Raw genomic sequence first — 14,126 nt, forward strand, 5'->3', positions numbered from 1 at the left:
GCCTCCCCAGCCGACAGTTCGTGACCCCTCGACGCACACACCGCGGGGTGTCGTGACCAGCCGCCGACCAGTCGCCGACCAGCCGCCGACCAGCCGCCGACCAGCCGCCGACCACCCGGCCGGCACCGCCCGGCGCTACTCCTGGCCGGGGTCGGACGCGCCCATGCCGGTCAGCAGCGCGCGGAAGGAGTCGAGCCGCTCGACGCCGGTCGGCCCGAGCTCCCCGTCCTGCACCCGGTCGACGATCTCCCAGTCGTGCGCCTGCGCCAACGGGATGCCGTCCCGCGCAGGGAGCACCGGGATCGCGTGCGAGGCGAACGCCCGGAAGACGTTGGCGGGGTCGACGTGCCCGAGCCCGAAGGACCGCACGCCGGGGGTGTCGATGATCCAGCCGCCGTCACGGACCCGCAGCGCGATCGACGACGACGACGTGTGCCGCCCGCGACCGGTCACCGCGTTCACGACGCCGATCGCCCGCGTCGAGCCGGTCAGGGCGTTCACGAGCGTGGACTTGCCGACGCCGGAGTGCCCCACCGTCACCGTGACCTTGTCGTCGAGCAGGTCGTGCAGCGCCTCGAACGGGACGTCGTCGGACCGGCTCGTCACGATCCGGAGGTCGAGGCAGGCGAAGTGCGCCAGGAACGGTGTCGGGTCGGCCAGGTCCGTCTTCGTGATGCAGAGGATCGGGTCGAGCCCGGCGTCGAACGCGGCGACGAGGTAGCGGTCGATGAGCCTCGTGCGGGGCTCGGGGTCGGCGGCCGCCACGACGATGAGCATCTGGTCGGCGTTCGCCACGATGACGCGCTCGACCTCGTCCGAGTCGTCGGCACTGCGGCGGAGCAGCGTCGTCCGTTCGGCGACCTTCACGATGCGAGCGAGCGAACCGGGGTCGCCCGAGAGGTCCCCGACGAGCGACACGTGGTCACCGGTGACGACGGACTTCTTGCCGAGCTCGCGCGCCTTCGTCGCCGTGATGACGTGCTCGCCGCCGCCGCCGCCGCCGCCGCCGGAGCCGCCGCCGGAACCGGAGCCTGAGCCGGAATCGGACGCCACCAGCACGCCGAACCGCCCACGGTCGACGTTCGTCACCCACCCCACCGGGGCGTCGTCGTACGTCGGCCGGGTCTTCGTGCGGGGCCGGTTGCCCTTCGGGTTCGGCCGCACCCGCACGCTCGACTCGTCGTACTGCCCGTACGGCTCGTCCGCGTCGGAGTCGTCACCGTCGACGTCGTCCCACCAGCTCATGCGTCAGCTCCCGCTCACCGGTGCAGCCCGCACCGAGGACGCCACCAGCGCGGCCCACAGCTCCGGGAACTGCGGCAGCGTCTTCGCCGTCGACCCGATGTCGTCGACGGCGACGCCGTCGACGACGAGGCCCACGACGGCCCCCGCCGTCGCCATCCGGTGGTCGTCGTACGCGGCCCAGTCGCCGCCGTGGAGTGCGGCAGGCTCGATCCGCAGGCCGTCGTCGAGTTCGTGCACCGCGCCTCCAGACCGGTTGACGTCCGCCGCCAACGCGGCGAGCCGATCAGTCTCGTGCCCACGCAGGTGGCCGATCCCGGTGATCTCGCTCGGCCCGTCGGCCAGCGCGGCCAGCGCGACGAGCGCCGGTGCGAGTTCGCCGCCGCGGCTCAGGTCCAGTTCCACACCCGGCAAGGAGGCCCCACCCCGGATCCCGACGCCGCCGTCGACGACCAGGTCGTCACCGTCACGGGCCACGGTCGCGCCCCACAGGGGCAGGAGCGTCTCGAGGTCGGCCCCGACCTGCGTGGTCTCGGCGGGCCAGGTGCGGAAGCGGACGGTGCCGCCCGCGACGAGCGCGGCGACCGCGAACGGTGCGGCGTTCGACAGGTCGGGCTCGATCGTGACGTCGCGCGCACCGATCGGTCCGGGGTGGACGACCCACTCGCCGACCACCGGTTCGTCGACCCGCACGCCGCGGGCACGGAGTGCGGCGACGGTCATCTCGATGTGCGGCAGGCTCGGCAGGCGCTCTCCGACGTGGGTGAGGTGCAGGCCCTCGTCGAAGCGCGGTGCGGAGAGCAGCAGCCCGGAGACGAACTGCGACGACGCCGACGCGTCGATCGACAGCGCACCGCCGCGGACCGAACCGGTGCCGGTGAAGGCGAACGGCATCGCGCCGTCGCCGTCGTCGGTGACGTCCACCCCGAGGTCGACGAGCGCCTGGATGATCGCGTGCATCGGGCGCTTGCGGGCGTAGGGGTCGCCGTCGATCACGACGGGGCCGACGGCCAGGGCGGCGAGCGGCGGCAGGAACCGCATCACGGTGCCGGCGAGCCCGCAGTCGACACGCACGTCGCCGCGCATCGGCGCCGGGGTGATCCGGAGGTCGGGGCCGTAGGGGTTCGGCTGCTCGCCCGGTGTCGGCACGACCTCGTCGATCCCGACGCCGAGCTGCCGGAGCGCCGCGATCATCAGCGCCGAGTCGCGGGAGTGCAGCGGCAGACGGACCACGGACGGGCCGTCGGCGAGGGCGGCGAGCACGAGCTCCCGGTTCGTCAGCGACTTGGAGCCGGGCAGCGCGACGTCGCCGCGCAGGGGGCCACGTGCGAGCGGGGCGATCCAGGGCTCGGCGGTCTGGGAATGCGTCGTGTCTGCCATCAGTTCACCAGGGTACTGAACCCAACGGGAGGACCCTTGGCGACTGCAACACTCGCGCGGACGTCGACGCGGCTGCCGGATGCCGTGACGACGCTCGTCGAACCGGACGGCCACGCCACCGGCGTCCGCCTAGACTGGTCGGCGATGACGACCGACGAACCGCAGGCAGCTCCGCACGACCTGGTCGAGGAGACCGAGGTGCAGCTCGACGCGGTCGAGGAAGAGGCGTCGCTCGTCGACGCCAAGACCGTGCCGGCCGACGAGCTCCGAGCGCTGTTCGAGACCCAGGCGCTGCCCTTCATGGACCAGCTGTACGGCGCGGCGATGCGGATGACCCGCAACCCGGCCGACGCCTCGGACCTCGTGCAGGAGACCTTCGTCAAGGCGTTCGCCGCGTTCCGCCAGTTCAAGCAGGGAACGAACCTGAAGGCCTGGCTGTACCGGATCCTGACGAACACGTTCATCAACACGTACCGCAAGAACCAGCGGAACCCGTACCAGGGCACCATCGACGAGCTCGAGGACTGGCAGCTCGGCGGCGCCGAGAGCGTCACCCAGTCGATCTCCGCACGTTCGGCCGAGGCCGACGCGATCGACCACCTGCCGTCCTCCGCCGTGAAGGACGCCCTGCAGGCCATCCCCGAGGACTTCCGGATGGCCGTGTACTTCGCCGATGTCGAAGGGTTCTCCTACCAGGAGATCGCCGACATCATGAAGACGCCCGTGGGGACGGTCATGAGCCGCCTCCACCGTGGTCGCCGACTCCTCCGGGGGCTCCTGGCCGACCACGCCCGTGAGACCGGCATCGTCCCGGACGCAGCGTCGACGGCGACGATGCGCGGACGAGGCCGGAAGACTGCCGCGACCGAGGGTCGCGTCGAAGGGAAGGAACCACGATGAGCGGCTGCGACTGCTCGAAGGCGAAGGCCGAGCTCGAGGAGTTCCTCCACGACGAGCTCCGTCACGAGGACGCCGCGGACATCCGCGAGCACATGGAGGGGTGTGAGGACTGCACGACGGAACACCGCGTCGGCGTCGTCCTCATCGAGACCGTGCGCCGCGCCTGCAAGGAGACCGCTCCCGAGGCGCTCCGCTCCGAGATCCTCGCGCGCATCCGGGTGGAGCAGGCAACGCACTGACGACGGCCCGTCGGCTGGCGGTCGTCACACGGTGGCGGTCGTCACACGGCAGCCGCGGTCGGTAGGGTCGCCAGCATGACCCTCTCCGTCGAGTCGATCGCCTCCTGGTCCGACACGGACGTCGCCGACGTCGCCGCCCTCGTCCGTCTGCTCGGCCACGACGTCGACGACACGTCGATGCGCGCGCGACTCGAGCGGCTCACGCCCGAGGCCGGCCACCGCACCTGGGTGGTCCGTGACGACGACGGCCGAGCCGTCGCCGTCGCCGGCGCGCAGGTCACGTGGGCGTACGCGAGCGACGAGCCGACGGCGCAGCTGCTCCTGATGGTGGTCGACGAGACGGCCAGGAGGCTCGGCACCGGTTCGGCGCTCATCGCCACGTTTGAAGCATGGGCGGTCGAGCAGGGCGCGCGTCGCCTCAGCGCCGTCAGTGCGGCCGCGACGGACAGCGCGCACCGGTTCTACCAGAAGCGCGGGTACCACGACGCCGGGGTGCGCTACACGAAGATCGCGTAGCGCACCCCGGCGTTCGGCCTAGCGCAGCGCCTTGTTGATGACCTCGGTCGCCTCTTGCGCGGAGCGCTTCGAGGAACCCGTGGCCGGGGCGGCACTCGCAGCTCGTGCGGCGACCGACAGCGGCCGACCGTCGAGGTGCGGCGACAGGTTCATGCAGACGAACGGCCAGGCGCCCTGGTTCTCGGGCTCCTCTTGCGCCCAGACGACGTCGGCGTCCGGGTAGCTCGCCAGCACCTCGAGGATCCGCTCGAGGGGGAGCGGTGCGAGCTGCTCGAGCCGCACGAGCGCGATGTCGGTCGCGCCACGCTTCTCGACCTCGGCCCGGAGGTCGTGGTGCACCTTGCCGGAGTGCAGCACCACACGACGCACGGCGGACTTGTCGGCCACCCGGTCGTCGTCGATGACCTCTTGGAAGGTGCCGCTCGTGAAGGCGTCGACCGCGCTCGTCGCCTGGCGGAGCCGGAGCATCGCCTTCGGGGAGAACACGATGAGCGGCTTCTGCGGCCGCTCCCATGCCTGGCGGCGCAGCAGGTGGAAGTAGGACGCCGGGGTCGACGGACGCGCGACGACCATGTTGTCCTCGGCGCACAGCTGCAGGTAGCGCTCGATGCGGGCGGACGAGTGGTCCGGCCCCTGGCCCTCGTAGCCGTGCGGGAGCAGCAGCACGAGACCGGACCGCTGGCCCCACTTCTGCTCGGCGGACGAGATGAACTCGTCGATGACCGTCTGGGCGCCGTTCGCGAAGTCGCCGAACTGCGCTTCCCAGAGCACGAGGGCGTCAGGTCGTTCGACGGAGTACCCGTACTCGAAGGCCATCGCCGCGTACTCGCTCAGCAGCGAGTCGTAGATGGTGAAGCGCGCCTGGTCCTCGGTCAGGTTCGACAGGGGCAGCCACTCCTGGCCGTTGTTCCGGTCGTGGAACACCGCCTGGCGCTGGACGAACGTGCCGCGACGGGCATCCTGCCCGGCGAACCGGACGGGCTTGCCCTCGACCAGGAGCGACCCGATCGCCATGAGCTCGGCCATCGCCCAGTCGACGCCGCCGTTGCGGGTCATGTCGGTGCGCTTGGACAGCAGCTGCTGGAGCTTCGGGTGCACCTGGAACCCGGCGGGCGGGTTGCTGTGCGCGTCGCCGATCGCCCGGACGAGCTCCTCGGACACCGCGGTGTCGTGCACCTCGACCTCGGAGTCGTCGCGCTGTGCCGCCGGGCGTTCGAGACCCTGCACGGCGCCGTCGTCATCGACCTGGATCACCGGGATGGTGCCGGTCTGCGCCTCGTGCGTCTCGGCGAAGGCACGCTCGAGCCGGTCCTGGAAGTCCCGGTGCGCCTCGTCGTACTCTTCCTGCGTGATGTCGCCGCGGCCGACGAGGGCCTCGGTGTACAGGGTGCGGACGGAGCGCTTCGCCTCGATGAGGTTGTACATGAGCGGCTGCGTCATCGAGGGGTCGTCGCCCTCGTTGTGGCCGCGGCGGCGGTAGCAGATCAGGTCGATGACGACGTCGCGCTGGAACTCCTCGCGGTACGCGAAGGCGAGCTCCGCCACGCGGGCGACGGCTTCGGGGTCGTCGCCGTTGACGTGGAAGATCGGCGCCTGGATCGTCTTCGCGACGTCGGTGGAGTACACCGAGCTGCGCGCGGACTCGGGCGGGGTGGTGAACCCGACCTGGTTGTTGATGACGAGGTGCACGGTGCCGCCGGTGCGGTACCCGCGCAGGCGCGACATCTGCAGCGTCTCGACGATCACGCCCTGCCCGGCCATCGCCGCGTCGCCGTGGACGAGCACCGGGAGGACGTTCGTCGATCCCGGCGCGATGCGGTCCTGCTTGGCGCGGACGATGCCCTCGAGCACGCCGTCGACGGCCTCGAGGTGGGACGGGTTCGCGGCGATCGTCACCGGGATGCTGGAGCCGTCCGACGTGCGGAACAGTCCCTCGGTGCCGACGTGGTACTTCACGTCGCCGGAGCCCTGCCCGGAGACCGATCCCGGCAGCGACGAGCCCTCGAACTCACGGAAGATCTGGCCGTACGTCTTGCCGGCGATGTTCGTCAGCACGTTGAGGCGACCCCGGTGGGCCATGCCGATCGCGACCTCGGCGAGGCCGGCACCGGCGGCGTTCTGGATGAGGGTGTCGAGGAACGCGATGGTCGACTCGCCGCCCTCGAGCGAGAAGCGCTTCTGCCCGACGTACTTCGTCTGCAGGAAGGTCTCGAACGCCTCGGCCTCGTTGAGCTTGCCGAGGACACGGAGCTGTTCGTCCTTCGAGGGCTTCGAGTACGGGACCTCGATGCGCTGCTGCACCCAGCGGCGCTGCTCCGGGTCCTGGATGTGCATGTACTCGATGCCGACCGTGCGGCAGTAGGCGTCGCGGAGGATGCCGAGCACGTCGCGGAGCGGAGCCGAGGTCGTGCCGGCGAGACCACCGGTGACGAACTCGCGGTCGAGGTCCCAGAAGGTCAGCCCGTGGCTCTCGATCTCGAGGTCGGGGTGCGTGCGCTGGCGGTACTCGAGCGGGTCGATGTCGGCCATCAGGTGCCCGCGGACGCGGTAGCTGTTGATGAGCTCCTGCACGCGAGCGGTCTTGTTGACCCGGTGCGCCAGGTCGACGTTGATGTCGTTGGCCCACTGGATGGGCTTGTACGGGATCCGGAGCGCCGCGAAGATGCCGTCGTAGAAGCCGTGCTCGCCGATGAGGCGCTCGTGCACGTGCTTGAGGTACTCGCCCGAACCAGCACCCTGGATGACGCGGTGGTCGTAGGTGCTCGTCAGGGTGATGGTCTTGCCGATGCCGAGTTCGACGAGGGTCTTCGACGCCGAGCCCTGGAACTGCGCCGGGTACTCGAGGGCGCCGGCGCCGATGATCGCGCCCTGCCCCTTGGTCAGACGGGGGACCGAGTGCACGGTGCCGATGCCGCCCGGGTTCGTCAGCGAGATCGTGGTGCCCTGGAAGTCGGCCGGGGTGAGCTTGTTGTCGCGGGCCCGCTTGACGAGGTCTTCGTACGCCGACAGGAACTGGCCGAACGTCAGCGTCTCGGCCCGCTTGATGCTCGGGACCAGGAGCGACCGGGTGCCGTCCTTCTTCGGGACGTCGATCGCGATGCCGAGGTTCACGTGCGCCGGGGCGACGACGAACGGCTTGCCGTCGCGCTCCTCGTAGAACACGTTCTGGCTCGGGAAGTCCTTGAGCGCCTGCACCATCGCCCACCCGATCAGGTGGGTGAAGGAGATCTTGCCGCCGCGGGCACGGCGCAGGTGGTTGTTGATGACGATCCGGTTGTCGATCATCAGCTTCGCCGGGATCGTCCGGACGCTCGTGGCCGTCGGGACCGTCAGCGAGGCGTCCATGTTCGACGCCAGGGTCTTCGCCATGCCACGGAGGGGGGTCGCCACGTCCTCGTGGGTCTCCTCGTGGTCGTCGGCGGCGTCGTTCGCCTCGGCCGGGATCGGCTGCGGGGACGGCTGGCGCGACGTGGTCCGTGCCTGGATCGGGCCACCCTGCTGCGACGCCGCAGCGGGAGCAGCAGCGGGCGAACCAGCGGAAGCAGCGGCGGGCGAGGCGGCAGCAGGCGAAGCGGCGGGGGTGTCTGCCGGAGCGCCGCCGACCTGCGTGCGGTGGTAGCTCTCGAGGACCGGCCACCAGGACTTGTCGACCGACTCCTTGTCCGCGACGAACTGCTCGTAGAGCTCGTCGACGAGCCACTCGTTCGCCCCGAATTCGCCCGCGGTCTCGTCCGTTCCGGTCAGATGGCTCGACACAGCCGATCGCCCACTCTCCGTCGATAGATGCTCGTGTGTGTCGTGCGGTGCAACCCTGCCCCGCACAGGTGCCAAGCCTAGCCGCTCGCACATGTCCGTTCGGTGTCAGCCGCGGCGCGAGTCGGGCCCCGGTCCCGGGCGTCCGGAGCGCCGTACAGTGGGGCGCATGAGGTTCTACGAGACGCGGCCGACACACGACCTGACCTACTCCGACGTCTTCCTCGTCCCCAGCCGTTCCGGGGTGACGAGTCGCTTCGACGTGGACCTCGCCGCGAACGACGGCAGCGGCGCCACGATCCCGATCGTCAGCGCCAACATGAACTCCGTCACCGGCCCGCGACTGGCGGCGACGCTGGCCCGACGCGGTGGCCTCGGCGTCCTGCCGCAGGACATGCACCTGCAGGACCTCGACGCCGCGATCCGGTGGGTGAAGGACCAGCCGGTCGACTACGACACCGCCTACGAGATGGGCTCGGGCACCACCGTCGCCGAGGCACTCGAGCACCTGCTGCCGGTTGCCGGCCGCGGTGTGGTCGTGCGGGACGCCGACGGGGAGTACCTCGGCTGCGTGCCGGCCAGCCGACTCGGCAACGCCGGCGCCGACGCCACCCTCGGTGACCTGCTGCACGGCGCGTCGACGGCGATCGACGCCGAGGACGCCGGCACACCCCGCCACGTCTACGACGTGCTGACCGGTGCCGAGGTCGACTTCGCGCCGGTGATGCGCCACGGCAAGGTCGTCGGCACCACCAGCCAGACGAGCGCGATCCGCTCGGACATCTACACGCCGGCGGTCGACGCCTCGGGCCGCCTCCGGGTGGCCGCCGCGATCGGCATCAACGGCGACGTCGCCGCGAAGGCGCAGGCCCTCGCCGCCGCCGGGGTCGACGTGCTCGTGCTCGACACCGCACACGGACACCAGGAGGGAATGCTCACCGCCCTCCGTACGGTCGCTGCACTCCGTCTCGGCATCCCGCTCGTCGCGGGCAACGTCGTCACCGCCGACGCCGTCGCGCACCTCGTCGAGGCGGGCGCGGACATCATCAAGGTGGGCGTCGGCCCCGGCGCCATGTGCACGACCCGGATGATGACCGCGGTCGGCCGTCCGCAGTTCTCCGCCGTGCTCGAGACCGCCGCTGCCGCCCGGTCGCTCGGTGCGCACGTGTGGGCCGACGGTGGGGTCCGCTACCCGCGTGACGTCGCGCTCGCCCTCGCGGCCGGTGCCTCCGCGGTGATGATCGGCTCGTGGTTCGCCGGCACGCTCGAGGCGCCCGGAGTCCTGCGCCGCGACGCCGCGGGCAAGGCGTACAAGGAGAGCTGGGGGATGGCCTCGGCCAAGGCCGTCCGCGAGCGCTTCGAGCGGCTCGACCCGTACGAGCGGGCCCGCAAGGCACTCTTCGCCGAGGGGATCTCGTCGTCGACGATCTACCTCGACCCGGAGCGTCCGAGCGTCGAGGACCTGCTCGACATGATCACGACCGGTGTCCGCAGCTCGGCCACGTACGCCGGGGCGTCGTCCCTCGCCGAGTTCTCGGAGCGTGCCCTCGTCGGCATCCAGTCCGCAGCCGGCTACGAAGAGGGCAAGCCGCTCCCCGTCAGCTGGTAGCGCGGACGGGGCGGGCGGCGCCCTGGTCGCGACCACAGACGGACGGGAGGCGCGGTGCCAGCTGGCACCGTGCCTCCCGTCCGTCTGTTCTTGGGTCTACCGGCGTCGGGTCGCGTCCTCGACCTCGCCCACGAGCTCCTCCAGGATGTCCTCCAGGAAGAGCACGCCGAGCGTCCGGCCGTCCGCGTCGAACGCCCGCGCGACGTGACGACCCGCGGCCCGCATGGTCGCCAGAGCGTCTTCGAGGTCCATCTCCGTGTACAGCGAGATGAGCTGACGGATGCGCTTCGGCGGCACCGGGTCGTCGAACTCGTCCGGTCGCAGGTCGATGACGTCCTTCACGTGCACGTAGCCCGTGGGGGAGCCGTCCTCGGCGACGAGCACGTACCGGGAGAACCCGCGCTGGGCCACCGCACGCTCGACGTCGGCCGGGGTGGCGTCCTCGGGCAGGGTGACGAGCTCGGACATCGGCACGGCGACGTCCTTGACCTTCTTCTCGGTGAACTCGAACGCCAGGGCGAGTTTGCCGTCGTCGGTGAGGGTGCCCTCGCGGCGGGACTGCTCGACGATGGTTTGCACCTCCTCCACCGTGAAGGCACTGACCGCCTCGTCCTTCGGCTCGACGCGGAAGAGCCGCAGCACCGCGTTCGCGACCTCGTTCAGGCCGACGATCACCCAGTGCAGGCCGTGGCCGATGTACCAGAGCGTCGGGACGAGCATGAGGGCGGCACGGTCCGGCATCGAGAACGAGATGTTCTTCGGGACCATCTCACCGAACACCACGTGCAGGAACGACACGAGCAGCAGCGTGAACACGAAGGCCACGGTGCCGATCACCTCGGCGCTCCAGCCGGTCAGGTGCAGCGGGACCTCGAGCAGGTGGTGGATCGCCGGCTCGGACACGTTCAGGATGAGCAGCGAGCACACCGTGATGCCGAGCTGCGTGGTCGCGAGCATGCGGGTGGCGTGCTCCATCGCCCAGAGGGTCATCTGCGCGGCCTTCGAGCCCTCTTCTGCTCGGGGCTCGATCTGCGAGCGGCGGGCGGAGATGACGGCGAACTCGGCGGCGACGAAGTACGCGTTGCCCATCAGGAGGACGACGAGCCAGAAGATGCCCCACCAGTCGGAGCTCATCGCAGTTCCTCCTTGGAGCCAGAAGATGCCGCTGCGCCCGTCACGAAGTCGGAGCTCATCGGGTGCTGCCCTTCGTCGAGGTCTTCGTGGTGGTCTTCGTGGACGTCTTCGTGGACGGGATGATGATGGCCGTCGCCGCGGTATCGGTCGCTTGCGGCGTCGGGGTCCAGCGGATCCGGTCGATCCGACGGCCGTCCAGGCGCTCGACGCGGAACACGCCGCCGTCGAGCGCGACCTCGTCGCCGACCACCGGCAGGCGGCCGAGCGTCGACATGACGAACCCGCCGACGGTCTCGTACGGCCCGTCCTCCGGCACCTTCACGCCGGCGCGGTCCTCGAGCTCGTCAGGGCGCAACAACCCGGGGAACGTCAGCCAGTTGCGCGAGCGGACCACGTCGATGCGAGCGCGGTCGTGCTCGTCGGACACCTCGCCGACGATCTCCTCGATCAAGTCCTCGAGCGTGACGACCCCGGCGGTGCCGCCGTACTCGTCGACCACGATGACCATCTGGTAGCCGCGACCACGGACCTCGGCGAGCAGGGTGTCGCCGGGCATGGTCTCGGGTACCCGCTCGGCGTCGGTCATCAGGGCCCCGACGGGGACCTCGGGGCGCTTCTCGCGCGGGACGGCGACGGCCTGCTTGACGTGCACGATGCCGACGACGTCGTCCGCGTCCTCCTCGATGACGGGGAAGCGGCTGAAGCCGGTCTTGCGGGCCAGGGCGATGACGTCCTCGGCGGACTCGGACACGCGGATCGTGGAGAGCCGCGGACGCGGGGTCATCACGTCGCTCGCGCTGAGCTCGGAGAACGAGATCGTGCGCTCGAGGAGCGTCGCGGTGTCCTGCTCGAGCGACCCCTCGGACGCCGACCGACGGAGCAGCGAGGTGAGTTCCTCGGCGCTCCGGGCCCCGGACAGTTCCTCTTGCGGTTCGATGCCGATGGAGCGCAGGACGGCGTTCGCGGTGCCGTTCAACACTGCGACCGCGGGCTTGAACACCGTGGTGAACGCGATCTGCAGCGGCACCACGAGCTTCGCGGTCTGCAACGGCAACGCGAGCGCGAAGTTCTTCGGCACGAGCTCGCCGAGGATCATCGACAGCAGGGTCGCGATCACCAGGGCGATGATCGAGCCGACCGTCTCGACGATGCCCTCCGGCAGGCCGAGCGCGAGGAACGGCGTCTCGAGCAGCGTCGCGATGGAGGGCTCGAGCAGGTAGCCGGTCAGCAGCGTCGTCAGCGTGATGCCGAGCTGCGCGCTCGACAGGTGCGTCGAGGTGACCTTCAACGCCCCGATGACGGGCGCGAGGCCGGGCTCACCGCGGTCGCGACGGGCCTCGACCTCGGCGCGGTCGAGGTTGACGAGCGCGAACTCGGACGCGACGAACACACCGGTGCCGAGTGTCAGCAGGATGCCGCCGACGAGCATGACGATGTCGATCGGACTCATGATTCACCCCCGTCCGTGCGCAGGGATGACGTGCAGCTCACCGAGTGAGCGGCGGATGAGTGAGGCGAAGAACTATTCGGGGGATCGTCCACAGTGCTGCCAATCGTACTGCCTGCCGGGGCACGGAGCCGTGAATCCGTACAGAACCGCGGGTCCCTACGCCGTCACCCGAGCGCGGTGGTACTGCTGCGGCTCGTAGTCGACGCTGACGCCCAGCTCGGTCGCGACGCGCAGCGGGAAGGCGGGGTCGCGGAGGAACTCCCGGCCGACCATCACGACGTCTGCCTGCCCCGTCGCGACGATCTGCTCGGCCTGGAACGCCTCGGAGATCATGCCGACCGCGATGGTCCCGATGCCGGCGTCGCGCTTGATCGCGGCGGCGTGCGGCACCTGGTAGCCGGGGCCGACCGGGATCGGCGCGCTCGCGACGTTGCCGCCGGTGGAGACGTCGGCGAGGTCAGCCCCGTGCTCGGCGGCCCAACGGGCGACCTGCGTCGTCTCGTCGAGGGTGAGCCCGCCGTCGACCCAGTCGGTCGCCGAGAAACGCACGACGATCGGGAAGCCCTCGCCGACCTCGGCGCGGACGGCGTCGACGACCTCGAGCAGCGCCCGTGCGCGGTTCTCGAGCGAGCCGCCGTACGAGTCGGTGCGGTGGTTGCTGAGCGGCGAGAGGAACTGGTGCAGCAGGTAGCCGTGGGCGGCGTGGATCTCGACCAGGTCGAACCCGGCCTCCACCGCACGACGAGCGGACTGCGCGAACGCCAGGGCGACGACACGGATGTCCTCGGTCTCGAGCTCACGCGGGACCGCGTAGCCGTCGAAAGCCACGGCGGACGGGCCGACGGTCGACCAGCCGCCCTGGTCGGCGGGGACCGAGCCGTGCGAGGACTCCCACGGCCGGAACGTCGAGGCCTTGCGGCCGGCGTGCGCGAGCTGGATGCCCGCGGCGGCGCCCTGCGCGTGCAGGAAGTCGACGATCGGCGCGAAGGCGTCGCGCTGCTGGTCGTTCCACAGACCGAGGTCCTGCGGGCTGATCCGTCCCTCGGGCACGACGCCGGTCGCCTCGACGACCACGGCGCCGGCGCCGCCCTTCGCGAATCCGCCCAGGTGGACGAGGTGCCACGGCGTCGGCACACCGTCCTGCTGCTCGACCGAGTACTGGCACATCGGGGAGACCCAGATGCGGTTGCGGACGGTCAGGTCGCGGATGGTGATCGGCTCAAACAGGGCGTGCGTCACGCGGGACTCCTCAGATGACGGGCGACGGCTCGGCCGCGAGTTCCGTCAGGAACGACCGCAGTGACGCCGACGACGAGTAGTGGTGGCCGACCGCCCCGATCGCTTCCGCACCGGTGGCGTTCTCGGCCCTGTTGTCCACGAACACCATCTGACCCGGCGCGATTCCCAGACGCGCACAGGTGTCGCGGTAGATGGATGCGTCGGGCTTCAGGACGTGCTCCTCGGCGCTCACCACGACGGTCTCGAACAGCGAGCCCATCGGGGAGCGGCGGTACGGGTCGCCGAAGTCGAAGCCGGCGTTCGAGAGCAGCGCGAGGCGGGTCCCGGCGTCGTGCAGCTCCTCGACGATCTCGAGCGTCTCCGGCTCGACCTCGAACCAGCCCGTGAAGTCGACCGCCCAGAACCGGTGGATGTCCGTGATGCTCCAGGTCCGCCCGACGCGCTCGCCGATCGCTCGCCAGTAGGCCACGACGGAGAGGTCGCCGCGGTCCAGGTCGTGCCGGAGCTCCTGGTAGACGGGGAACAGCTCGTCCGCCGGCACGCCGGTCAGTGCGACGAGGGCATCACGAGAGGCATGCGGCGTCCGGCTGATCACCTCGCCGTAGTCGAAGACCACCACGCGACCAGGCAGGAACAGGCTCATGCGCTCCACCGTAACGTGGGG

The 14,126-nt window shown here is 70.7% G+C and carries 11 protein-coding genes; 4 read left to right on the forward strand and 7 right to left on the reverse strand.

Going from position 1 to position 14,126, the window contains the following annotated elements; translation table 11 throughout:
• Window positions 1-135 precede the first annotated feature (135 nt).
• Both rsgA and aroA read right to left on the reverse strand, forming a co-directional pair.
• Window positions 136-1,245 carry a ribosome small subunit-dependent GTPase A gene (gene rsgA, locus EDF19_RS17200; RefSeq protein WP_123682080.1) on the reverse strand — a complete coding sequence of 370 codons (1,110 nt, stop codon included), beginning with the start codon at window positions 1,243-1,245 and terminating at the stop codon, window positions 136-138.
• A gap of 3 nt (window positions 1,246-1,248) precedes the next feature.
• Window positions 1,249-2,622: a 3-phosphoshikimate 1-carboxyvinyltransferase gene (gene aroA / locus EDF19_RS17205; RefSeq protein WP_123682081.1), complete on the reverse strand. Its 1,374-nt coding sequence runs from the start codon at window positions 2,620-2,622 to the stop codon at window positions 1,249-1,251.
• Between the two features lie 144 nt (window positions 2,623-2,766).
• Here aroA and EDF19_RS17210 point away from each other — a divergent pair, with 144 nt between their 5' ends.
• The 3 genes from EDF19_RS17210 to EDF19_RS17220 all read left to right on the forward strand — a co-directional run bounded on the left by EDF19_RS17210 (window position 2,767) and on the right by EDF19_RS17220 (window position 4,277).
• Window positions 2,767-3,522, forward strand: a complete 756-nt coding sequence (locus EDF19_RS17210; protein ID WP_123682187.1) for a sigma-70 family RNA polymerase sigma factor — start codon at window positions 2,767-2,769, stop codon at window positions 3,520-3,522.
• On the forward strand, window positions 3,519-3,761 hold the full coding sequence (locus EDF19_RS17215) for a zf-HC2 domain-containing protein (RefSeq protein WP_123682082.1): 243 nt from the start codon (window positions 3,519-3,521) through the stop codon (window positions 3,759-3,761). The genes EDF19_RS17210 and EDF19_RS17215 overlap by 4 nt, the downstream gene beginning before the upstream one ends.
• A gap of 75 nt (window positions 3,762-3,836) precedes the next feature.
• Window positions 3,837-4,277 carry a GNAT family N-acetyltransferase gene (locus tag EDF19_RS17220; RefSeq protein ID WP_123682083.1) on the forward strand — a complete coding sequence of 147 codons (441 nt, stop codon included), beginning with the start codon at window positions 3,837-3,839 and terminating at the stop codon, window positions 4,275-4,277.
• Window positions 4,278-4,295: 18 nt separating this feature from the next.
• On the opposite strand, the gene EDF19_RS17225 is transcribed toward EDF19_RS17220, so the two are convergent.
• On the reverse strand, window positions 4,296-8,033 hold the full coding sequence (locus tag EDF19_RS17225) for a multifunctional oxoglutarate decarboxylase/oxoglutarate dehydrogenase thiamine pyrophosphate-binding subunit/dihydrolipoyllysine-residue succinyltransferase subunit (RefSeq protein WP_185022923.1): 3,738 nt from the start codon (window positions 8,031-8,033) through the stop codon (window positions 4,296-4,298).
• A 166-nt stretch (window positions 8,034-8,199) separates the two neighbouring features.
• Here EDF19_RS17225 and EDF19_RS17230 point away from each other — a divergent pair, with 166 nt between their 5' ends.
• On the forward strand, window positions 8,200-9,639 hold the full coding sequence (locus tag EDF19_RS17230; protein WP_123682084.1) for a GuaB1 family IMP dehydrogenase-related protein: 1,440 nt from the start codon (window positions 8,200-8,202) through the stop codon (window positions 9,637-9,639).
• Window positions 9,640-9,735: 96 nt separating this feature from the next.
• Here the strand turns inward: EDF19_RS17230 and EDF19_RS17235 are convergent, their stop codons facing one another.
• From EDF19_RS17235 to EDF19_RS17250, 4 genes are all read right to left on the reverse strand, one after another.
• Complete coding sequence (locus EDF19_RS17235; protein ID WP_123682085.1) at window positions 9,736-10,773, reverse strand: hemolysin family protein; 1,038 nt, start codon at window positions 10,771-10,773, stop codon at window positions 9,736-9,738.
• A gap of 55 nt (window positions 10,774-10,828) precedes the next feature.
• The gene (locus tag EDF19_RS17240; RefSeq protein WP_123682086.1) at window positions 10,829-12,223 is read right to left on the reverse strand and encodes a hemolysin family protein; all 1,395 of its coding nucleotides are present in this window, start codon (window positions 12,221-12,223) and stop codon (window positions 10,829-10,831) included.
• A gap of 156 nt (window positions 12,224-12,379) precedes the next feature.
• Window positions 12,380-13,462, reverse strand: a complete 1,083-nt coding sequence (locus EDF19_RS17245; protein WP_123682087.1) for an NADH:flavin oxidoreductase/NADH oxidase — start codon at window positions 13,460-13,462, stop codon at window positions 12,380-12,382.
• A gap of 10 nt (window positions 13,463-13,472) precedes the next feature.
• Window positions 13,473-14,105 carry an HAD family phosphatase gene (locus EDF19_RS17250; protein WP_123682088.1) on the reverse strand — a complete coding sequence of 211 codons (633 nt, stop codon included), beginning with the start codon at window positions 14,103-14,105 and terminating at the stop codon, window positions 13,473-13,475.
• Window positions 14,106-14,126: the final 21 nt, after the last annotated feature.

The sequence above is a fragment of the Curtobacterium sp. PhB115 genome (genome assembly GCF_003752025.1).
Classification (GTDB): Bacteria; Actinomycetota; Actinomycetes; order Actinomycetales; family Microbacteriaceae; genus Curtobacterium.

Bases quoted from the DNA above. Each gene is read 5' to 3' on its own strand.
- rsgA (WP_123682080.1), bottom strand. From the start codon at position 1,245: ATGAGCTGGTGGGACGACGTCGACGGTGACGACTCCGACGCGGACGAG.
- aroA (WP_123682081.1), bottom strand. From the start codon at position 2,622: ATGGCAGACACGACGCATTCCCAGACCGCCGAGCCCTGGATCGCCCCG.
- EDF19_RS17210 (WP_123682187.1), top strand. From the start codon at position 2,767: ATGACGACCGACGAACCGCAGGCAGCTCCGCACGACCTGGTCGAGGAG.
- EDF19_RS17215 (WP_123682082.1), top strand. From the start codon at position 3,519: ATGAGCGGCTGCGACTGCTCGAAGGCGAAGGCCGAGCTCGAGGAGTTC.
- EDF19_RS17220 (WP_123682083.1), top strand. From the start codon at position 3,837: ATGACCCTCTCCGTCGAGTCGATCGCCTCCTGGTCCGACACGGACGTC.
- EDF19_RS17230 (WP_123682084.1), top strand. From the start codon at position 8,200: ATGAGGTTCTACGAGACGCGGCCGACACACGACCTGACCTACTCCGAC.
- EDF19_RS17235 (WP_123682085.1), bottom strand. From the start codon at position 10,773: ATGAGCTCCGACTGGTGGGGCATCTTCTGGCTCGTCGTCCTCCTGATG.
- EDF19_RS17240 (WP_123682086.1), bottom strand. From the start codon at position 12,223: ATGAGTCCGATCGACATCGTCATGCTCGTCGGCGGCATCCTGCTGACA.
- EDF19_RS17250 (WP_123682088.1), bottom strand. From the start codon at position 14,105: ATGAGCCTGTTCCTGCCTGGTCGCGTGGTGGTCTTCGACTACGGCGAG.